Source organism: Synechococcus sp. SynAce01 (assembly GCF_001885215.1).
GTDB classification, from domain to species: Bacteria; Cyanobacteriota; Cyanobacteriia; order PCC-6307; family Cyanobiaceae; genus Regnicoccus; species Regnicoccus frigidus.
In genome coordinates this window covers 2,693,100-2,713,627 of sequence record NZ_CP018091.1, presented here as the reverse complement: position 1 = coordinate 2,713,627, position 20,528 = coordinate 2,693,100, and the positions used below count along the sequence as shown (strand labels likewise).

Sequence of the window (20,528 nt, the reverse complement as noted above, 5' to 3'; positions counted from 1 at the left end):
GTGCCGGCTTAGAGGAGGCCAAGGGCATGCAGAGGGCCTTGGCCGCTGATCAGTTCAAGCAGAAAAGCCGAGAAGCCAAGCATCGCCAGCCGCCCATTCCAGACCTCGGAGCTGTTGTTCCAGCCCCAGACCCACTTCTCCTGGGGGTAGAGCTTGACCTTGGTGGGGAGCTTGGCAGCTTGATCGAGGTTGACCTCCGGTCCAGCGAGGGCGGTTTCGACCAGATCGGCCAGGCCTTTGATGAAGGTGGGGTAGGTATCGAGGGCCGGGACCCGGCGGAAATTCTGAATTCCAGCTTCCGTCGCGATCTCCCGGTACTCGATGTCGATTTCCTCGAGGGTTTCGATGTGCTCGCTCACGAAACTGATCGGGATCACCACCAGTTCCTTGACGCCCTCGCCACCAAGGCGGACCAGGGCTTCGTCGGTATAGGGCTTGAGCCACTCCACCGGACCGACCCGGCTTTGATAAGCGAGGGTGTGGGGATTGTGATGGCCGAGCTGACGCTCCAGCTCGGCCATCACCAGGGCGGTCGAGGCTTCGATGTGCTGCTGGTAGGGATCGCCCGCTTCCTCCACATAGCTCTTGGGAACGCCATGGGCACTGAAAAAGACATGGGCCGTAGGGGGGTCGTTGCAGGCCCTCAGTTCGGTGGCGGCCAGTTCGGCCAGGGCCTGCACATAACCGGGGTGGTCGTACCAGGTGCGGATGCAGCGGATCGGCAGCCGATTGAATTCCGGGTCGGCCTGGCGGAGGCGTTGCAACTCCCGGAAGCTGGAGCCGCTGGTGCTGATCGAGAAGTGGGGATAGAGGGGAAGCACCACCACCTCATCAACGGCATCAGCCTTGAGATCGGCAACAGCAGACTCCGTGAACGGATGCCAGTAGCGCATGGCCACGTAAGTGGTGGCCTGGACGTGGCGTTGGCGCAGTTCGCTCTGGAGTTCGCGCGCTTGCTGCTCGGTGATGCGTCGCAGGGGAGAGCCCCCACCGATCGAGCGGTAGGCCTCCTGTGACTTGCCGCTGCGCAGGGTGCTGATCAGCCAGGCCAGAGGCCTTTGTAGGGCTGGTATCGGCAGGCGAATGATCTCCGGATCCGAAAACAGGTTGTAAAGGAACGGGCCGACATCTTCAATTCGCTCCGGCCCACCGAGGTTCAGCAGCACCACGCCGACCCTGGCCATGCCCGAACGACTCCTTCATTAGCGCTGAGCGTAACGCCGCCCGCCGACCCCTGGCCGCCCCTGGCCTGGATCGATAGGGTCGGCCGTGCCCCGGCAACGGCTTTGGACCAGGTTGCGCTTGATTCGGAACTGAGGCGGCACAACGACTTGCTGGCCGCCAGTGGGGTGTCCCTGCGGCTCGAGCGGCGTGGCCAGCGTCTGGTGCTGCGGGGCCCCTTGCCGTGCAGGCGTGGTGGTGGCAACTTTCCCGTCCAGCGGATCAGTCTCGGCTTACCCGCCACTGCGGCAGGCCTCACCCAGGCCCGCCGCGACCTGCGCCGCCTGCAGCAGCAGCTTCAGCAGCAGCGCTTCGACTGGCAGGCCTGGAGCCATCCGAGCAGCCCGCCCACGTCGGAGCCATCCACGGTTTCAACTGCGGCTTCAACTGCGGCGGTGCTCGAGCATTTCGAGGCCAGCTTCTTTGCTGACCCACGCCGCCGCCGCCATCCGTCCGGCAGCCGCTCCACCTGGCAGGGGGCCTACCTCCCGTACCTGAGACGGTTGCTGGCGGCAGCCACCCGTCAGCACCGGCAACTCGACCCCGATCTCTTCCTTCAGGTGTTGGAGAGCTATCCGGCGGCCAGCCGCAGCCGGCAGCAATGCGGCACCGCCCTGGCCGCCCTTGGCCGCCAACTGGGACTCTCCCTCGCCGAGGACTGGGGGGAACGCTCCGGTGGCTACGGGCTCCATCAAGCCCAGTTCCGCCAGCTGCCCAGCGATGACGACGTCCAGGCGCATGTGGCCCGGATCCCCAACCCTGCCTGGCGGCTGGCCTATGGCTTGATGGCGACCTATGGCCTGCGCAACCACGAGGTGTTTTTCTGCGATCTCTCCCCCCTGGCGCCAGGCGGCGACCGCGTACTGCGGGTGCTGCCCACCAGCAAGACCGGTGAACATCAGGTCTGGCCCTTCCATCCCGAATGGGTGGAGCTTTTCGAATTGCCGAAACTGGTGGAAGCAGCCGGTGCCCTGCCGGCGGTGCGTACCGATCTGACCCGCACCACCCTCCAGCAGGTGGGCCGCCGGGTGGCCGAGCAGTTCCGCCGCTACGACCTGCCGATCACCCCCTACGACCTTCGCCACGCCTGGGCCGTGCGCACGATCCACATCGGCCTGCCTGACACCGTGGCGGCCCGGATGATGGGTCACTCCGTGACGATTCACACCCGCACCTACCACCACTGGATCACCCGTCGCGACCAGCAACAGGCGGTGGATGCGGCCCTGGCCAGGCGCCGAGTGGCCTGAGTCGGCCAGAGTGCAACCAGCCCATCCCCGTTTGAATTCCATGGCTGACCACAATTCCGCCGTCGCTGGACTCGATCGCCAGGCCGCCGAGCTCGGCCCGGGTGGGGTACTGGCACCCGAGCCGGATGCCGAGGGCTACCGGCGGCGGATGGAGCGCCGCAAGGAGGTGCAGCAGCAGCGCGTGGGGGAGCGCAATCTTGAGCAGGGGCTTGTGCTGGTGTTCACCGGCGATGGCAAGGGCAAGACAACGGCAGCCCTTGGTCTGGTGTTGCGCACCCTCGGCCATGGCGAGCGGGTGGCCGTCGTCCAGTTCATCAAGGGCGGCTGGCAGCCGGGAGAGGCCAAAGCCCTGGAGATCTTCGGCGATGCCCTGGTCTGGCAGTCGCTGGGGGAAGGCTTCACCTGGGAAACCCAGAACCGCGACAGGGACCGGCAATTAGTCCAGGAGGCCTGGCAGCAGTCGCTGCTCCATCTGGCCGATGGCCAACGCAAGCTGGTGGTGCTCGATGAAATCAACGTGGCCCTGAAACTGGGCTACCTGGAGCTTGATCAGGTGCTTGGAGGCCTGGACCGGCGCCCTGAGCTCACCCATGTGGCCTTGACCGGTCGTGGGGCGCCGCCGGCCCTGCTGGAGCGTGCCGACCTGGTCACGGAGATGCGGCTGGTGCGCCACCCATTCCGCGAGAAGGGGATCAAAGCGCAGGTCGGTATCGAGTATTGAGCCGGAGCGTTGCTACTGTTCGGCCGTTTGAACGAGCCGAGCGCTGAACCCGATGGCTTATCGGCGAGTCCTCCTCAAGCTCAGCGGCGAAGCGTTGATGGGAGATCAGGGCTACGGCATCGATCCGGCCATCGTGCAGTCGATTGCCAGCGATGTGGCTGAGGTTGTTGCCTCTGGCACCCAGTTGGCCATCGTGGTGGGTGGAGGCAACATCTTCCGCGGCCTTAAAGGTTCGGCCGCCGGCATGGAGCGTGCCACGGCTGATTACGTGGGCATGCTGGCCACAGTCATGAACGCGATCACCCTGCAAGATGCCCTGGAGCGCGTGGGTGTGGCCACCCGGGTGCAGACCGCCATCGACATGCAGGAGTTGGCGGAGCCCTACATCCGTCGTCGGGCCATTCGCCACCTGGAGAAGGGCCGTGTGGTGGTGTTCGGGGCTGGTTGCGGCAACCCCTTCTTCACCACCGACACCGCAGCAGCGTTGAGGGCCGCCGAAATCAACGCCGATGTGGTGTTCAAAGCCACCAAGGTGGATGGCGTCTACGACCGGGACCCGGCCCATCACCCGGATGCCGTCCGTTACGACACCCTCACCTTTCAGGATGTGCTCAGCGGTGAGTTGGCTGTCATGGACAGCACAGCCATCGCCCTCTGCAAGGACAACTCCATCCCGATCGTTGTTTTCGATCTGTTCGGTCAGGGCAATATCGGCAGGGCGGTCGCCGGCGAGCCGATCGGCACCAGCATCACTCCCGCCGGCTAGCTCCGGCTTTCTCCCCATTGCAACGTCATGGACATGGATATCGAAGCGAGCATGCGCAAGTCGGTGGAAGCCACCCAGCGCACCTTCAACACAATCCGCACGGGCCGTGCCAACCCTTCCCTGCTCGACAAGCTCTCGGTCGAGTATTACGGCGCCGAAACACCTTTGCGTTCCCTGGCTACACTTTCGACCCCAGATTCCCAGACCATCCAGATCCAGCCGTTCGATAGTGGTTCGATGGCCCTGATTGAAAAGGCCATCGCCATGAGTGATCTGGGGCTCACGCCCAACAACGACGGCAAGGTCATCCGGATCAACATTCCGCCTTTGACCGAAGATCGCCGCAAAGAGTTCTGCAAACTTGCCTCCAAGTACGCCGAAGAGGGAAAGGTGTCCTTGCGCAACATTCGTCGTGAGGCGATCGACCAGATCAAGAAACAGGAAAAGGACGGTGACCTCTCCGAGGATCAAAGCCGCGATGAACAGGAGAAGGTGCAGAAGATCACCGACCGCACCATCGCCGAACTCGAGAAGCATCTCAGTGAGAAGGAACGCGACATTCTCAAAGTTTGAGCCAGCTTGACGCCGATGTGATCGTCGTTGGGGCTGGTGTCGCCGGCTCAGCGGCGGCCTATCACCTGGCGGCCCGGGGCCGCCAGGTGAAGCTGCTTGAAGCCCTCCGCCAACCCCGCGGCAAGCCCTGCGGCGGTGGCATGGCCGCGTCAGTGCAGAAGTGGTTCCCCTTCGATCTTCGCCCTGCTGTCGATCAGGTGATCGACCAGGTGCGCTTCACCTGGTGCCTGGAGGATCCCGTGGTGGCGGAACTTCCTGGCGAATCACCGTTCTGGATCGTGCGCCGTTCCGTGCTGGATCCCTTTCTGGCGGCCAAAGCCGTGGCGGCTGGTGCCGATCTACTCGAGGGCACGCCGGTGGTGTCGATCGAGCCGAGCGGCGAGCACTGGCGCGTGCGGACCGAGCAGGGCAGCACCCTGCTCGCCCGTGCCGTGGTGATCGCCGACGGGGCCCGCAGTCGCTTCAACGCTCCACTGGGCCTCGGAGCCCTCAAGCCCCGCTACGCCTCCGCCCTTTCGGTGGAGGTGGAGGGAGTTGTTGCCGATCCCAACAGTGCTCGCTTTGAATTCGGACTGGTGCGCCATGGCTTCTGCTGGGCCTTTCCCCGTCAAGGCGGCTACAGCATCGGGGTCGGCACGTTCCTGGGACGCGATCTGGCCAATGCCGATGAGGTGATGGCTGCGCTGTTGCCCAGCCTCGGTTGCGCGGCTGACGCCGGTGTGCGCCGGTCCTGGCCCCTGCGGGTCTGGGATGGCCACCACCGACTGCACGGTCCTGGTGTGCTGGTCGTCGGTGATGCGGCCTCGCTCTGTGATCCCTTCCTGGCCGAGGGGCTCAGGCCTGCCCTGCTCAGTGGCACCAGAGCCGCTGCCTCCCTCGACGACTGGCTGTCGGGCGACGGGGCAGCCCTGGCGGGATACACCGGCACGATGCGGCGGGAATGGGGCCAGTCGATGGCCTGGGGACGACGGATCGCCCAGGTATTTTATCGGGTGCCGAAGCTCGGCTACCAACTGGGGATCAAGCGCCCCACCGCTCCCCGTCGCATCGCTCAGATCCTCTCCGGCGAGATGGGCTACGGCGATATTGCCCAGCGCGTGATCCGCCGCTTGTTGTTCAGCGCCTCAGGCAATCCTTGAGCTGCCGGAGGCGACTGTCGATCGAGCCGAGCAATTCGATCGCGAACATCGGGGCCTCCTGAACGGCAAACAGGAACTTCTCCCTGTTCATCACCAAGATCCGGCACGCGGTCAGGGCCTTGGCATCGCCGTAACGGCGGTGATCGGATGTCACCAGCGCCCCGGCTCCGAAGACATCGCCCGCTTCGATCTCCTCGTGGCCGGCATCGCCATTCCAGCTGAGCTGGACCCTGCCTTCTAAAACTCCGAACATGCAGGAGCCAGGTTCTCCAGCACTGAAAACCTTTTCCCCCGGCTCAAGCTGACGAACTTCGCCTTGATCGGCGAGGGCGCGCATGGTGTCGAGAGCGTTCACGGGCAGAACCGAGTGGAATCAGCAGACCAGTCTGGGGTAGCAGCGGGCAAAACAGGCTTAGCTGCTGGCAGCGGCGGAAACCGCCAACGGCGCACCCAGGCCACCGCGCACGTCTTCAGGAGCAAGACGGCCGTCGTGGTCGGTGTCGAGGGCATCGAAGACCGCATCGCTGCCCAGCCATTCTTCGCGGGTGATGCAACCATCACCATCGAAATCGTTGAGCAGAAAAATCTCCTGGGCGGCATGGGCGAAGGCCGCTTCACCCTCCAGCTCACCGAGGCGATGGGCCAGCTGGGCTTCGAGGGTTTCGATGGCCTTGCTGAAGCCGCGAATGCCCTCATCGAGTTTTTCGTGGGCCATGCGGTCCGCGGCCATGCGCTGCTCGAAATCGGAGGCCTTGAGCGTGAAACGGGGTTCCGTTGGGCCGGGATCGAAAGGATTCAGCCGGCGCTTCAGTTCCCCTTGCTGCTGGCGCAACTGGTCAAGCAGTTTGGGGGAGATGGTGAGCAGGTCGCAGCCGGCGAGTTCGACAATTTCCTCGGTATTACGAAAACTGGCCCCCATCACTTCGGTTTTGTAGCCGTGGGTCTTGAAGTAATTGAAGATCTGGGTCACCGAGATCACGCCAGGATCTTCAGGCCCGGGGTAGTGATCACGTCCGGTGTCGTTTTTGTACCAATCGAGGATGCGCCCCACAAAGGGGGAGATCAGGGTGACTTTGGCCTCAGCGCAGGCCACGGCCTGGGTGAAGCTGAACAGGAGGGTGAGATTGCAGTGAATCCCTTCGAGCTCAAGCTGCTCTGCAGCCTTGATGCCCTCCCAGGTGGAGGCGATCTTGATCAGGACACGATCCTTGCTGATGCCGGCCTCGTGATAGAGAGCGATCAGTTTGCGCGCCTTGGTGATGGAGGCAGCGGTGTCATAACTGAGCCTGGCGTCCACTTCGGTGGAGACCCGCCCAGGCACGATCTGCAGAATTTCCTTGCCGAAATTGACGCAGATTTCGTCGAGGGCTTCAAGCACCACCATCTCAGCTGGAGCATCGGGGCCCAGCAGGTCCCGTGAAGCCTTCAAGGAGCTGTCGATCAACCCCTGATAGAGGGGGATCTGGGCTGCCGCCAGTATCAGGGACGGGTTGGTGGTCGCGTCCTGGGGAGTGAATTGCTTGATGGCTTCGAGTTCGCCGGTGTCGGCGACCACCACGGTCATCCCGGCGAGTTGATCAAGCAAGTTGGCCATGGAGCGAAGCGTCTGTCGAGACTTCAACTTAACCAGGTTGGCGCTGGGCCATCTCCCGGGTGATCATCCCCGTACCTTCGGCTTGCTTGGCGGCACCTTCTCGATCACCAGGAGAGATTCAATGATTTCCCTGGCCGCCGGCATCGCCACGGTGGAGCCGTAGGCATTGCCCCCCTGGGGCTCGTCTACCACCACCAGAACCACGTAGCGTGGGTCATCGATCGGCAGGCTTGCCACGAAACTGCAGATCCTGGCTCCGGGGATGTAGACGCCATTGAGTGCCTTCTGGGCTGTGCCCGTCTTGCCGCCGATCCGATAACCCTCCACCTTGACGCCGTCGCCGCTGCTCGCCTCGACCACTGTTTCCATCCAGCCCATCACCTGACGGGTGACGGCGGGATCAAGCAGCTGGATCCCTTCGCCGGGACCGGCGGCTCCAGCCAAGGCATCGCCGGAGCGCAGACCACGGGTGATGTGAGGGCTGACCAGCTTGCCGTCGTTGGCGAGCATCCCGTGCAGCTGAAGCAACTTCAGGGGGGTCAGCGAAAAACCCTGACCGAAGGAGGCGGTGGCCGGTTCAATCGGCTGGCTGGTGAACTGTTGCCGGCTTTTGAGCTGCCCGGCCACGGCACCGGGTAGATCGGTGTCAGGCACGGTGTCGATCCCGATTCTCTCCAGCCATTGCCAGAAGTGGCTGGGTTTGACCTGCCGCATCGTCTGCACCATGGCCACGTTGCTGGACACCTGCAGGATGGTGGGAAAATCAATGACGCCATTGGCGCGCCGGTCATGGTTAAAGATCGGCCACCCTCCGATCATCAGGGAGCCGGAATCGTTAATCTTGTCGCTGGGCTTGACCGCCTTTTCCTGGAGAGCGATCGCCAGGTTGATCGGCTTGAACGTGGAGCCCGGTTCATAGAGATCCTGCACCGACCACTCCCGGAACAGGGCGGGTGAAAAGTCCCAGAAACGGTTCGGGTTGTAGGTGGGCGCCGAGGCCAGCGCCAGCATCTCGCCGTTGCGCACATCCATCACCATGGCGACTCCTCGCTTCGCTTTCCACTCCTTGAGCTGGCGGGTCAGCGCCTGGTAGGCCACCTGTTGCAGGCGGGTGTCGAGTGTCAGCTGCAGTCGCAGGTCGTCGGTGTAGAGCACTCCGGCCTCGAGGCCAGCGGGAAGCGGCGTGCCATCGGCCCCCCGTTTCATCGAGCGGGCGCTCTCCTGCCGCCACATCTCCTTGTCTCTGCTTTGTTCAAGGCCGGCCTGGGCGACCCGGTCCTGATTCAGGAAACCCACCACATTGGCGAACAACTGTCCCTGGGGGTAGATCCGCTGGGGGAACGCCTCAAGGTCGAGTCCACTGATCCCGAGGTCGCGGATTCGCTCGGCTGTCTCCCCGTCAAGGTCAGTGGCGAGCTTGATGCCGCTGCGCTGGCTTCCCATGGTTCGGGTGAGATCGGAAGCCGGCAGTGCCATAACTTCTGAGAGCTTCTCCGCCACGTCAAGGGCGCCGCGGATGGCGGTGGGATCGTCACCTGGAAAATTGAAGTAGCGGGGATGGGCCCACAGGGTGAAGCGCTCCTCATCAAGGGCCACCAACGTGCCCTGTCGATCGATGATCTGGCGCCGCTTGCCGATCGGACGCACCTGCTGGGTCTGGATCGCCCTGGCCCTGGCCTGAAGCTGGTCACCTTCCTTGACCTGCAGCCAGGCCAAACGGATCGACAGCCCCACCAAGGCTGTGGCCATTATCAGAAAAACAAGCACCAGCCGGGCCGCTGGAACCGGCTGGAAATGAATCACCCGGCGGTGTCGTGCCGCCTCTCGATGGCCCCGATCAGATTGCCCCCCCGGATGGCGACCCTGGCGGTGGAGGCGGGCCTTGGCCGGTGATGAACGTGTCAGCACCTCAATAGCCCGGACGGATCAAGGGAATGATCTGCTCCACTGTCTGCTCCGCAGAAGGTGCTACAGCCTGGAGCGAAACAGGCTGCGAGACCTCGATGGCCCTCTCGGGGACCGGGGGGAGATGGATCAGGTTTTTGATGGTGGTGGGAACGAGTTGACCCGGACGCCGCGCCATCGCCAGGTGGTGCTGCTCCAGCTGGGAGGTGGACTCCTGGAGGCGATGTTCGAGTGTCTGCGATGCCTCGAGCTGTTGAAAACTTTTGGTCCAGGCCCCCTGCCAGTGGAGCGTCAGAACGGAAAGGCCGATCATCGATCCACCCAGGGCCAGCAGGAGCCCATCGGCAACCCGGTGCAGGCCAGCCAGCACGGGGGCCTGCCTGGCCACCTTGCGTGCCGACATCGAGCCCTGGATCAAGTCAAGAGAACGCCGATGGCCGGAGCGTGGGGACGACGAGGCAGCAACCACTGAAACCTGAAAGGAGCCTGTGCAAGTGAACCATGCACCTAGAGGCTCAGCAAGGCACAGATCAGCTTCCCAGCAAGACCAGATTGCTGAAGGTGAGACCGTTCCATAGCGCGTGCATCCAGATGCAGGAGCTCAGCCGGCCGCTCGAGAGCCTCAGCCATCCCAGGGCCAAGCCGAGAACGAAGAGCGGCGAGAGCTCGCCGAGGCTGAGATGGGCCAGTCCGAAGATCGCACTGCTGAGCACCACGCCCCAGATCGGGCCAAGCTTGCGGGCCATGACCGGCAGCAACACCCCCCCGAAAATGGTTTCCTCAAACAGGGGAGCCAGCACGATCGCCGTGAAGGCAAAGCAGAAGAGTGTCCAGCCGCTGTCGCTGCGCAGCACGAGATCCAGCAAGGGATTGCTTCCGCCCGGGTCGCTCCAGACCAGCTGCTGCAGCCAGCCGGTCAGGCTGACCAAGGGCAACACGATCAGGAAGCCCTTGAACGCCTGAGCCAACGGCGGACCAGGCGGTCGCCAGCGGTATTGCAGCCAGCCCCCCTGGGGAGGCTCACCGTTGAGCATCAGTCTGAGAATGGCCAGGGGCGCCGCCATCAGTCCTAAGTAGAGAAGGAGCACCGTCAGCCCCTCGGCCAGGGGAGACCCGACCTGGAGCACGGCCAGCAGCCGGCTGATCAAGGGACTGATCAGCAGTGGGGTGACCAGGGCGCCCAGCAACACAAAACCGCCGGCGATCAGCAGGATCACATCGATCACCCCGAGCTGGGGGCCGAGCAAGGGGGGCAGTGGTGGGGTTTTGCCGCGCCAGCGCAACCAGCCTTCGCGAGCAATCAGAACCACACCGGCCAGCAGGGCCAGGGCTGGAACGAGGTTGATCCCGGCCAGTTGAAGCACGGCCCGCCCCTCCGCCTGGGGATTGGCGCAGCTGGACGGGGTTGCCCCAAGGGCCTGGCAGCTCAGCCTCTGCAGCAGCGGATCGGCGGGCAGTTGATCGGCAGGGATCGCTTGCCCCCCAGGGAGAACGGCAATCTCCAGCAGCCTTGTCGCCAGGGCGCGGCTGATCGGATCGCCGCTGTTGCGTAGCTCCTCGAGCACGGGCCTAGCCCGTTCGGGCTCGGTACTGTTGCGTTGCAAGAGGGCCCGCAGCAGCTGGTCACTGGCCGTGGCTTGCCGGTCGAGTTCTTGGAGAAGGGCTGCCTGCGGATTTTCTCCAATCAGCAAAGGGCGAAGCGATGGGGGCACCTGTGGCTCGGCCAGAGCCGCCAGCTCCAGCTGGCGGCGCATGAGATCGTTGCCGACCGATGGCCGCCCCAGGCTTTCCACCAGCCCATTGACCCAGAGCAGCACGCTCAAGGCCAAACAGACCATGGCCAGCCCCAGCTTCCAAGGCAACTTGCGTTGCCGATTTTCGCCTGGATTCAACCGTCCTTCCTCGATCGCTCGATTCTCACCCGGAGCCCTCCCATACGATGGCCACGTTTTCGGCCTTTGTTTCGTGCCCCTCAGGCTCCTGCTGGTCCGCCATGGACTGAGCAGCTTCAACCTTGAACGCCGGGTGCAGGGCCGTGACGATCTGTCGTCATTGAGCGACCAGGGCCGGGAGCAGGCCTTGGTCACAGGCGCGGCGCTGAAGCCCCTGACCATCACGGCGGCCTACAGCTCCCCACTCAGCCGGGCCCGGGATACGGCGGCCCTGCTGCTGGGCGCCCAGGCTGGCGGCCTCAGCGCCCAGCTCGAGGAGGGCCTGCTTGAGGTGGACTTCGAACCCTGGACCGGCCTGCTGAGCAGCGAACTCAAACAACGTTTTCCTGAGTCCTATCGGCTCTGGCTCCAGGCCCCTGACCAGCTTGAGCTCAGGCGCCACGACGGCAGCCCCTATCGGCCGATCGCCGAACTGATGCTTCAGGCAGGCCAGTGGCTGGAGAAGTTAAAGCGGCTCCATCCCCCCGGCGCCGCTGATCAAACCGTTCTCGTTGTGGCCCACAGCGCCATCTTGCGGTGCCTGTTGCTGAACCTGTTGGGGTTGCCTGCCAGCTGCTTTCAGCGCTTACGGATCGATAACTGCTCCCTTTCGGTCCTGAATCTGAGCGCCGCTGCTGGCGGCACTCCCGAGCTGCAGATTGAATCACTGAACAGCACGGCCCATCTCGGCCCGGCGTTGCCAGTCAAGGGTCCTGGTCCGCGGTTGCTGCTGGTGCGCCACGGCGAGACCGAATGGAATCGCCAGGGCCGCTTCCAGGGCCAGATCGATATTCCGCTCAATAGCCAAGGTTTTGTCCAGGCGGAGGCGGCTGGCCGCTGCCTGGCCGCTGTGCCGATCCAGCGCGCCTACGCCAGTTCAATGGCCCGCCCCCGTCAGACCGCCGAATGCATCCTGGCCGGGCGCTCCGACATCCCGCTCACCTGCCTGAAGGGACTGGTGGAAATTGGCCATGGCCTTTGGGAAGGGCAACTGGAAGCCGAGATCCAGGCGGGTTGGCCCGAGTTGCTGAACTCCTGGAAGCTCGCGCCCCACACGGTGCAGATGCCCGAGGGTGAAACGCTTCAGGATGTCTGGCACCGATCCGTCGCCAGCTTCGGGCGAATCGCCGCTGGCCTCGATGCCGATGAAACGGCCTTGGTCGTTGCCCATGATGCCGTCAATAAAACGATCCTCTGCGACCTCCTTGGCCTCGGCCCAGCGGCGATCTGGATGGTCAAGCAGGGCAACGGCGGGGTCAGCGTGATCGACTACCCGGCGCCCCTGCCATCTGGCGAGGAGAGCGGCCCGTTTGGCCAGCGGCAGCCGGTGGTGACCTGCCTGAATCTGACCACCCATCTCGGCGGTGTGCTCGATCAGACCGCAGCCGGGGCGCTCTGATGACGGCCTGTTTTCTTCAGGGCGTCCGCTTTCTGGAGGGTCCAGGCCATCGCTTGCGCCACGAGGATGTGCTCCTGGAGAACGGACGGCTGCAGGCCCTTGGGCCGGGGGCTGTGGCCGCAGCCGAAGCCCTGGGCTTGGCCCCACGTCCTGCCCTTGATTGGCTGTTGGCTCCGGCCCTGGTGGATCCACACAGCCTGTTGGAGCGGCCCGAGGACGGCACGGCCGAAACCCTCGAGAGCCTGGTGCACTCAGCCTCGGCTGCGGGTTACGGCACCGTGGCACTGCTGCCGCGCAGCCGCAGCTGGCGGGACCGGCCCGAGCGGCTGCAGCTGCGCTGTCCACCGCCGTTTCAGTTGCCGCTCTGGGGCGGCTTCAGCCTCGGTGGCTCCGGCCTTGACCTGGCCCCCCACGCCGAACTGATCGCCGCAGGCGCGATCGGCCTGGCCGACGACGACCAGTTGCCCCCTTTGGCCCTGGTTGAACGTGGATTACGGCTGGGCGAAGCGGCGGGGCGACCGGTGTTGCTCGCTCCGCGCGACCCTGCGCTGGCCATGGAAGGTTTCGTGCGCGAGGGGGTCGAAGCCCTCAGGGCCGGCTGGCCGCCCGATCCAACAATCAGCGAAACCCTGCCCCTGCAGAGCGTATTGGCCCTGAGCCAAACCCTCAGCGGCCAGGAACTCCGCCTGTGCAACCTCTCCACGGCCGCTGGCGTTGCCCTGCTGCGCGCTGGCAACGGCACGCTGCCGGCCAGTGTCTGCTGGTGGCATCTGGTGGCCGACAGTGGCCGGCTTGATCCCAGCGCCGAGGGTTGGCGACTGACCCCCTCCCTCGGCGGGCCTGCTGACCGCAGAGCCCTGGTGGCCGGGCTGGCCGATGGGGTGCTCAGCGCTGTGGCAGTCCATCACCTTCCCCTCGACGCCGAAGAACGGCTGCTGCCGATCGATCAGCGTCGTCCAGGTCTTGCCGGCCATCGCCACGTCCTGCCGTCTCTCTGGCAGGAGCTGGTGGTAGGCCACGGCTGGACGGTGGAGGCGCTTTGGGACGCCCTCTGTTGGGGCCCTGCCCGCTACCTGGGGTTGGCTGAGGAGTCGTTGGCGATCGGCGACCAGCGTTGGCTGCTGTTCGACCCCGGCCAGGTCTGGCAGCCGGCCTCCGACATCCATGGATCCCTGGCTGCCAATCAGCCGTTTGCTGACCAGTCGCTTACGGGGCAGGTGCTGGCGACGGGGTTGCTGCCGGAACTTTGGCGGGGGCTGGCGGGGTAAGCCCATCGCCTTCACCAAGCTCACCGGTGCGGTCGAGCGGCCAGAACCGGAAGAAGGCCCTGCCGATGATTTCCTTCTCAGGCAGAAAGGCACCCCCGGGCCAGAAACGGCCATCCCAGCTATTGGCGCGGTTGTCCCCCAAGGCCAGCACATGGCCCAGGGGGACCACTGTGTTCAGACTGCGGCAGGGTCCGATCCCCTGTTCATCGGTTTGGCAGAAATTCTGAACATAGGGTTCGCTCAGCGGCTGACCGTTGAGCCAGACCTGCCCCTGGGGATTGACTGTCACGCGGTCGCCGGCAATGGCCACGACCCGTTTGATGTAGGCGTCACAGGCGGGCGACTGGATGCCCGGGATCGAGCCCAGCAGCGGCAGGTTCACCAGCAGGCAGCGCAGCGGGCCTGCCTGGTGATCCACCCTGAGGGCAGGATCGAAATGGAATGGTGAATTGAACACCACAATTTCTCCGCGCTCAGGGTTGCGGCCGCGATAGCTGATCTTCTCGACCAGCAGCCGGTCTTGGATCTGAAGCCCCGGCAACATCGAGCCGGATGGAATGAAGCGGGCTTCAATCAGGAAATGGCGGATCCCAAGGGCCAGCGCCAGGGTGAACACCACACTGCGCCAGAAGGCCCAGGCACTCTCTTGGGGCCGGGGGTTGGTGGATTCTGATTTCTGTGGCGGCCCCAGAAGTGGTGACGGGGGATCCTCGGCAGTCAAAGCACCTATGGCGTCTGGATGGCAGGTCCTGGCTCGTGCGGCTGGACCAGACCTGAACCCTACGTGCTGAGCTCGGCGACCCCCTCCCTACCCTGGTGCGGATTGCAACGGCCCCATGGCAAGGCCCCGCTGGCAGACCCTGCGAAGCAACGGTGAGAGCCGGCTGGCTAGGCGCTGGGATCAGTTCGTCGCACTCTGGGCGAGCCTCAACCTGCTCTGGATCTGCTTCGACATCAGCTACGTGCCGCTGCGAACCTTCTGGCTGCAGCGCAACCTCTATCCCTTGCCATCGGTGCCTCTGGTGTTGCGGCTGCGTTGGCTGCCGAACATCACGCCGCTGTATGACCCCATCAAGGGGATCGAACCCCACCGCGAAACCCAGGCTTTCAGCGAACGCTTCAACGAACTCGATCAGGCCCTGACGGCCGGCTCCGCGGCGCCAGATCTGAGGCGCGCCCAGGTGGAACTCGCCCAGGAGATGATTGCCGAGAACCCTTTTCTGGCCTCGGGCGGCTCGGGCACCCTCGAGAAGATCAAGAACCGCTTACGGGACCGTGCTGACCTGGATTCCTCCAAGGAATCCGCCGCTGTCCTGCTCAGCGATGACTGGCTGGCCCAGAACCCCTGGCCCGAGGAACGGCAGTTCTGGCGCCAGCAAATCCTGCCCCTGGTGGCCACCAATTACTGGCGCTCGATCGATGAGAACGGCCGGCCCACCGACCACTTCTGGCGCGGCGATCTACTTCTTTTTCAGAGTGTCTTTCTGGTCGATATCCTGCTGCGGGTGATCCGCTCCAGGCGGCGATTGCCGGGGCTGAGCTGGGGTCAGGCCCTGTTGCGCCGCTGGACCGATCTGCCCCTGCTGCTGCCGTTCTGGCCCCTGCTGCGGGTGATTCCGGTGGTCGAGCGGTTGCAGACCAGTGGACTGGCCAATTTTGAGCCCCTGCGGGCCGTGGTCAGCCGTGTCGTGGTCGCCTTGCTGGCAGTGGAACTGTTCGAGGTGCTGGCGCTGCAATTGATGGATGGAGCCCAGGGCCTGATCCGTTCATCCCAATGGCCCGAGCGCATCCGGCGCTTGCCGAGCCACCAGAACGTGAACCTCAATGACGAGCGGGAGGTGGTGGAACTGACGCGGATCTGGGGCCCGTTGTTGCTGCGTCAGGTCGCTCCGCGCCTTGGCCCCGAACTGGAGGCCGTGCTCAGCCATTCTCTGCAACAAACCCTGCAGGGAATGGTGGTACCCCCTGGCCTTCGCCAGCTTCAGCCCCTGCTGCAGCTGGAGCTTGGCCTCTCCAAGCAATTGGCCAGCGGCGTGGTCCAGAGCCTGCTCGATCTTTCACGCAGCGCTGGGGATCGGATCCAGAAACCGGATAACCAGCAGATCGACCTGTTGGAGCGCGTTCTGGACCGCTTCTGGGAGGAACTGGCCGATTCCCTGGAGAACAGCGTGGCGCTTGAGCGCAGCCAGCAGCTGCTCTGCACGCTGCTGGAGGAACTCAAGCTGAACTACCTGGGCCAGATCAACCGCACCGGGATCAATGCCCTGATTCGAGAGCTGGATCAGCTGATGGTTCCGGCAGAAGCTTCACCAGGACCTGGGACCAGGCCAGAGGATCAAAGCCAAAGCCCACCAGCAGCGACGAGCCGTCTGAACTGATCAGGAAGGGTCTGCGGATCAGTTTGCCGTCAGCAGAGAGGGCGTCGATGGCCTGCTCAGGTTCCATCTCCTTAACGACCGCTGGCCCCAAAGCGCGGTAGCTCAACCCACTGGTGTTGAACAACCGCCGAGGCACAGGCAGCCGTTCCCAAGCCAAGGCAAGCTCGGCCCGTGAAGGCGGGGTCAGCGTGATATCAACCAGGCTGTAGGCGATCGCCTTTTGGTCGAGCCAGGCGATTGCCTTGCGGCAGGTTGAGCAGCGGGAGTAGCTGTAAAGCTTGAGGGGACCTGGGCTCAAGCTTTGCCGATCAGCGCCTTCAGCGCACCCACCAGGCTGTTGGAGCCCTTACCCACCGCCGCATCAGGGCGGGTGCGGACGCTGACATCACCGTTGACGGTGGTACGGCAGCTCAAGCGATAGCTCGCGGGCCGATCAGCCAAATAAACCTGCTCGACATCGCTGCGGGGGGAGAGGTTGCGGGCGCCATCAAGCACCTCCACCACGCAGGTGCCGCACTGGCCGAGGCCACCGCAGTTGTTGAAGTTGTTCACCCCTTTGTAGGGGTTGATGCCGGCATCGAGTGCCGCCTTGCGGAGGTTGGCTCCCTCAATGCATCCAACCTGCTGGCCTTCCTGTTCAAAACGGATGGTGGGCACGGACTGCGGAGGTACACGGCACCTCCAAACCTACCTGCCCGCGCGGTCGTTGAGGGCAGGTGTGCAAGGGTTCGTGGCGACGCTAAGGAGCAACCCAGCTGCCGCTGAGGCGACCGGATTACTGATGCCCGTGGACTAGGGCTGGCGATGGGGGAACGACTGTGTTCTCAAGCGTGAGCCGATCACTGACGACTCCGGCAATAGGAACGAAGAGGGCGAGGAAACCAATCAGCCCTCCAAACAACGAAGAACCGGTTTGCAACATCGAGCCCGGACTGAACGGGTCCTCTGAGGCTTCGCTGTCGTGATCCTTGGCGGGGTGAGGGAAGGCCTCGGAAGAATGTCGGGGCTGGTCGGAGTCCATGGACTGGGGTTAAGGAATACCCTCCCTGGAAGCTGAGACCGCCCTTGAAGAGCCGGAATCAGGTTGATCGGGAAGCAACGGGACGTCTCTGGCAGAAACCAACTGAGCAATTCAGCGGCACCGCCGTTAACAAACAGTCTTTTCAATTCTGACACCAAGTGGGCCTGCAGTTGTTCAGGCGGCGGGCCGGGACTGATCAAAGCCGTCGCGCTTGCTGCTGAGATCGGTGGGCGCTGCTTCCATGCGGTTCATCAAGGAACGGATCGCCTGGAGCTCTTCGAGAATGGAGCCCAACAACTGCTGGGTGGCCGTTGAAGGCGAATTGAGCACCTCCACGGTGACTTCCTTGATTCGCAGCACATCCCGCGCAAAGCGAGCCACTTCGTGGGGGTGGAACTGCAACGGTTCCTTCTGATCCGTGCGGTATTCCGGATTGAGGCGGCGGGGGTTGAAGGGGGGATTGAGGTTGCGCGGATCGGTGTTGGTGTAGCGGTACACCGAGGCGCGAGAACGGTTCAGGGCGCTCTGAACGTCGTCGATGCCGATCAGGTGCTCCTCTGGCGTGGCCGATTCGCCGCCTGGGAGGCCGATCAACGGCGGGCTGATCTGGCCGGGCATGGAAGTGAACGGCTCAACCCTGTGGCCGGAAGGGGCGATCCCCCCGCTGGAACCATGGGGAGCCGCAGCCATGAGACTATCCTGAGACGAATGGGATTGATGAGTCGACCATAGCAGAAGTCTCCCGCTCCCTGGGGCCTCCGTCCAGACCTTCCTGGCTGCTTGTTTCGGTTGGCTGTGCGTCGGACGTCCTGCAACTAGGTGATAGGTTCCAACCCCTTTCGCCCGGCTAGTGAGATGCGTGTGACCCGCCTGATGCTGGTGACACTGCGCGACGATCCGGCCGAGGCTGACATCCCCTCCCACCGGCTGTTGTTGCGAGCCGGCTACACCCGCCGGATCTCCGCCGGTGTGTATGCCTATCTCCCCTTGCTCTGGCGGGTGCTGACCAAGATCAACGGCATCGTCCGCCAGGAAATGGACCGGATCGGTGCCCTGGAAACCCTGCTGCCCCAGCTCCAGCCCGCCGACCTTTGGGAACGCAGCGGCCGCTGGCAGGGCTACACCGCCGGCGAGGGGATCATGTTCCACCTGGTCGATCGCCAGGACCGCTCCATGGGGCTCGGCCCCACCCATGAAGAGGTGGTGACGGCCCTAGCCGCCGACCTGCTCCGTTCCTACCGGCAGCTGCCGGTCTGCCTTTATCAGATCCAGACCAAATTCCGCGACGAAATCCGCCCCCGTTTCGGGCTGATGCGTGCACGTGAATTCATCATGAAGGATGCCTATTCCTTCCATGCCGATGGGGCCAGCCTTGCCGCCACCTATCGGGAGATGGATCAGGCTTACCGGCGCATTTTCCAGCGCTGCGGTCTGAGGGCCGTGGCCGTTGAAGCCGACAGCGGCGCCATCGGTGGCAGCGCCAGCCAGGAGTTCATGGTGACCGCCGAGGTCGGCGAGGACCTGATCCTCTCCAGCGCCGATGGCCGTTATGCCGCCAACCAGGAACGGGCCGTTTCGCTCGAGAGCGAGGCGATCCCCCTGGAGCCTTCCAGACCCTTGGGCCCGTTTTCGACCCCGGCGCAGGGATCGATCGAGGCCCTCTGTCAGGGCCATGGCCTCGAGCCCAGCCAGATCGTCAAGGTGCTGCTGCTGCTGGCCCGTTTCGCCGGCCTGCCCCCCCAGCCGGTGCTGGTTTGCCTGCGCGGTGATCAACAGCTCAATGAGGTGAAGCTCAGAAATGCCCTGACCAGCCGTTTGGCCGGGTCAGGGCATCCCCTGATTGATCTCCAGCCCCTGACAGCCGACCAGGTGGCGGCCCAGGAGCTGGCTCCCCTGCCCTTCGGGTTTCTCGGGCCCCAGCTCAGCGATGGGGTTCTCGCCGCTGCCCGCGATTGGGCACCACGCTTCGAGCGGCTGGCCGATTCCAGCCTGGAGTGCCTCGGCGCGTTCGTCTGCGGCAGCAACCAGGACGGCAGCCACCAGTTGGTCGCCGGCTGGGATGCCCAAACGCCTTTGCCGGAGCTGGTTGATCTGCGTGCGGCCCAGCCCGGTGATCGCTGCCAGCACGACCCGGAGCAACGGCTGGTGGCCAGCCGCGGTATCGAGGTGGGCCATATCTTTCAGCTCGGCAGTAAGTACTCCGAAGCCCTGGAGGCTCGCTTCACGACCGAAGACGGCGTCGATGAACCGCTCGTGATGGGTTGTTATGGCATCGGTGTGTCCCGGTTAGCCCAGGCGGCGGTGGAGCAGCACCATGACGCTCAGGGCATCTGCTGGCCACTGGCCATCGCCCCCTTCGAGTTGATTGTTGTGATCGCCAATGCCCAGGACGGCGTGCAGCTGGCCCTGGCCGAGCAGCTCTATGCCGCGTTGGCGGCCGCGGGGATCGAGGTGCTGCTTGATGACCGTGCCGAGCGGGCCGGGGTGAAATTCAAGGATGCCGATCTGATCGGCATCCCCTGGCGCGTGGTCGTGGGCCGCGGGGCCGCCACAGGCATGGTGGAAGTGGTGGAACGCGCCGGTGGCGTTAAGCATGAGCTGGCTGCCGACGCCCTGTTGCCCTGGCTCGAGCCCCGGATCGAGGCTGGGCGCCGAGGGCTGCTCCCCGACGAGGAACCGGTCTGAGTGACCGGCGCTTCGATCCCCTGGAGAACAGCTCAGCCAAGCCTTAGGCCTGCCTAGATTGTCGAGGCATGGTGCTTCTAAAGTAGCCATTATCGAATTGAGGCGCTGATGGCCGCTGCGTGGGACCGTTGGGTCCAGTCCTGGTCGCTGCAAACACTCAGCGGAATCTTGGGTGAGCAGGTCCGTCGGTCGACGGCCCGCCTGATCGCCATCTGCCTCAGCCTCAGCCTGTTGCTCAGTGCCTGCGGCAGTCCGGCGGCGCCTCTGAGCGGCACCTACCTCGACGACACGATGGTGGTGGCCGAGGCCCTGCTGAGCACAATCGCGATTGCCGACGACGATCCCGCCAGGGCAGAGGCCGAAACATCCGCCCGCACCCTCGTCAAGGATTACGTCGCCTTCTACCGCCCCAGGGGCAAGGTCAACGGCCTGAGCTCGTTCACCACCATGCAGACCGCGATCAACTCCCTGGCCGGTCACTACACCAATTATCCGAACCGTCCCCTGCCCGAGGCCCTCAAGACCCGCGTGGCCAAGGAACTACGCAAAGCCGAAGCGAACGTGACCCGCGGCGCCTGAATGGCCCGCTGACTGAACAGTGCCAACGATCAGTCCGGCTCTTTGACGGAAGGGCCTTTGATCTGACAGGCTCCATCCTTGTGCTTAGAAGCGGCTTC

Annotated in this window: 19 protein-coding genes and 1 pseudogene; 10 read left to right on the top strand and 10 right to left on the bottom strand. The window is 64.2% G+C overall.

Features of this window, described 5'->3' with window-relative positions; translation table 11 throughout:
- Positions 1–8: 8 nt before the first annotated feature.
- Positions 9–1,184 carry a ferrochelatase gene (gene hemH / locus BM449_RS14100; RefSeq protein ID WP_071801753.1) on the bottom strand — a complete coding sequence of 392 codons (1,176 nt, stop codon included), beginning with the start codon at positions 1,182–1,184 and terminating at the stop codon, positions 9–11.
- A gap of 129 nt (positions 1,185–1,313) precedes the next feature.
- Here hemH and BM449_RS14095 point away from each other — a divergent pair, with 129 nt between their 5' ends.
- The 5 genes from BM449_RS14095 to BM449_RS14075 are packed head-to-tail and all read left to right on the top strand — an operon-like array spanning position 1,314 to position 5,670.
- Positions 1,314–2,471, top strand: a complete 1,158-nt coding sequence (locus tag BM449_RS14095; RefSeq protein WP_083544689.1) for a site-specific integrase — start codon at positions 1,314–1,316, stop codon at positions 2,469–2,471.
- A 40-nt stretch (positions 2,472–2,511) separates the two neighbouring features.
- Entirely contained in the window at positions 2,512–3,192 is a 681-nt protein-coding gene (gene cobO / locus BM449_RS14090) for a cob(I)yrinic acid a,c-diamide adenosyltransferase (protein ID WP_071802329.1), read from the top strand.
- A 52-nt stretch (positions 3,193–3,244) separates the two neighbouring features.
- A complete protein-coding gene (gene pyrH, locus BM449_RS14085; RefSeq protein WP_071801751.1) occupies positions 3,245–3,958 on the top strand; it encodes a UMP kinase in 714 nt (237 codons plus the stop codon).
- Between the two features lie 33 nt (positions 3,959–3,991).
- Positions 3,992–4,531: a ribosome recycling factor gene (frr, locus tag BM449_RS14080; RefSeq protein ID WP_071801750.1), complete on the top strand. Its 540-nt coding sequence runs from the start codon at positions 3,992–3,994 to the stop codon at positions 4,529–4,531.
- Positions 4,528–5,670: a geranylgeranyl reductase family protein gene (locus BM449_RS14075; protein WP_071801749.1), complete on the top strand. Its 1,143-nt coding sequence runs from the start codon at positions 4,528–4,530 to the stop codon at positions 5,668–5,670. The genes frr and BM449_RS14075 overlap by 4 nt, the downstream gene beginning before the upstream one ends.
- On the opposite strand, the gene BM449_RS14070 is transcribed toward BM449_RS14075, so the two are convergent.
- From BM449_RS14070 to BM449_RS14050, 5 genes are all read right to left on the bottom strand, one after another.
- Positions 5,648–6,025, bottom strand: coding sequence for a Crp/Fnr family transcriptional regulator (locus BM449_RS14070; RefSeq protein WP_071801748.1), 378 nt, complete (start codon positions 6,023–6,025; stop codon positions 5,648–5,650). The two genes, BM449_RS14075 and BM449_RS14070, sit on opposite strands and share 23 nt — an antisense overlap.
- A gap of 57 nt (positions 6,026–6,082) precedes the next feature.
- The gene (locus tag BM449_RS14065) at positions 6,083–7,264 is read right to left on the bottom strand and encodes a transaldolase (protein WP_071801747.1); all 1,182 of its coding nucleotides are present in this window, start codon (positions 7,262–7,264) and stop codon (positions 6,083–6,085) included.
- Positions 7,265–7,327: 63 nt separating this feature from the next.
- On the bottom strand, positions 7,328–9,013 hold the full coding sequence (locus BM449_RS14060) for a penicillin-binding protein 2 (protein WP_083544688.1): 1,686 nt from the start codon (positions 9,011–9,013) through the stop codon (positions 7,328–7,330).
- A gap of 160 nt (positions 9,014–9,173) precedes the next feature.
- On the bottom strand, positions 9,174–9,572 hold the full coding sequence (locus BM449_RS14055; protein WP_145536812.1) for a hypothetical protein: 399 nt from the start codon (positions 9,570–9,572) through the stop codon (positions 9,174–9,176).
- Between the two features lie 127 nt (positions 9,573–9,699).
- The gene (locus BM449_RS14050) at positions 9,700–11,007 is read right to left on the bottom strand and encodes a CPBP family intramembrane glutamic endopeptidase (protein ID WP_071802328.1); all 1,308 of its coding nucleotides are present in this window, start codon (positions 11,005–11,007) and stop codon (positions 9,700–9,702) included.
- Positions 11,008–11,134: 127 nt separating this feature from the next.
- Here BM449_RS14050 and BM449_RS14045 point away from each other — a divergent pair, with 127 nt between their 5' ends.
- Positions 11,135–12,499: a histidine phosphatase family protein gene (locus tag BM449_RS14045; protein ID WP_071802327.1), complete on the top strand. Its 1,365-nt coding sequence runs from the start codon at positions 11,135–11,137 to the stop codon at positions 12,497–12,499.
- A complete protein-coding gene (locus BM449_RS14040) occupies positions 12,499–13,767 on the top strand; it encodes a dihydroorotase (RefSeq protein ID WP_071801744.1) in 1,269 nt (422 codons plus the stop codon). The genes BM449_RS14045 and BM449_RS14040 overlap by 1 nt, the downstream gene beginning before the upstream one ends.
- Here BM449_RS14040 and lepB read toward each other — a convergent pair.
- A complete protein-coding gene (lepB, locus tag BM449_RS14035; RefSeq protein WP_083544687.1) occupies positions 13,706–14,386 on the bottom strand; it encodes a signal peptidase I in 681 nt (226 codons plus the stop codon). The genes BM449_RS14040 and lepB overlap by 62 nt on opposite strands.
- Before the next feature lie 217 nt (positions 14,387–14,603).
- Here lepB and BM449_RS14030 point away from each other — a divergent pair, with 217 nt between their 5' ends.
- Positions 14,604–16,145, top strand: a complete 1,542-nt coding sequence (locus BM449_RS14030) for a hypothetical protein (RefSeq protein WP_071801743.1) — start codon at positions 14,604–14,606, stop codon at positions 16,143–16,145.
- A gap of 25 nt (positions 16,146–16,170) precedes the next feature.
- Here BM449_RS14030 and BM449_RS14025 read toward each other — a convergent pair.
- From BM449_RS14025 to BM449_RS14015, 3 genes and pseudogenes are all read right to left on the bottom strand, one after another.
- Positions 16,171–16,443 (bottom strand): annotated as a pseudogene (locus BM449_RS14025) (glutaredoxin domain-containing protein); the annotation flags it as partial.
- On the bottom strand, positions 16,440–16,802 hold the full coding sequence (locus BM449_RS14020; RefSeq protein WP_071801741.1) for a 2Fe-2S iron-sulfur cluster-binding protein: 363 nt from the start codon (positions 16,800–16,802) through the stop codon (positions 16,440–16,442). The pseudogene BM449_RS14025 and the gene BM449_RS14020, both read right to left, overlap by 4 nt.
- Before the next feature lie 538 nt (positions 16,803–17,340).
- Positions 17,341–17,784 (bottom strand): hypothetical protein, encoded by a 444-nt coding sequence (locus tag BM449_RS14015; RefSeq protein WP_233830834.1) that lies wholly within the window; start codon positions 17,782–17,784, stop codon positions 17,341–17,343.
- A 237-nt stretch (positions 17,785–18,021) separates the two neighbouring features.
- Between BM449_RS14015 and BM449_RS14010 the strand changes: the two genes are divergently transcribed.
- Both BM449_RS14010 and psb27 read left to right on the top strand, forming a co-directional pair.
- The gene (locus BM449_RS14010) at positions 18,022–19,851 is read left to right on the top strand and encodes a proline--tRNA ligase (protein ID WP_071801740.1); all 1,830 of its coding nucleotides are present in this window, start codon (positions 18,022–18,024) and stop codon (positions 19,849–19,851) included.
- A 108-nt stretch (positions 19,852–19,959) separates the two neighbouring features.
- On the top strand, positions 19,960–20,430 hold the full coding sequence (gene psb27, locus BM449_RS14005) for a photosystem II protein Psb27 (RefSeq protein ID WP_083544582.1): 471 nt from the start codon (positions 19,960–19,962) through the stop codon (positions 20,428–20,430).
- Positions 20,431–20,528 lie beyond the last annotated feature (98 nt).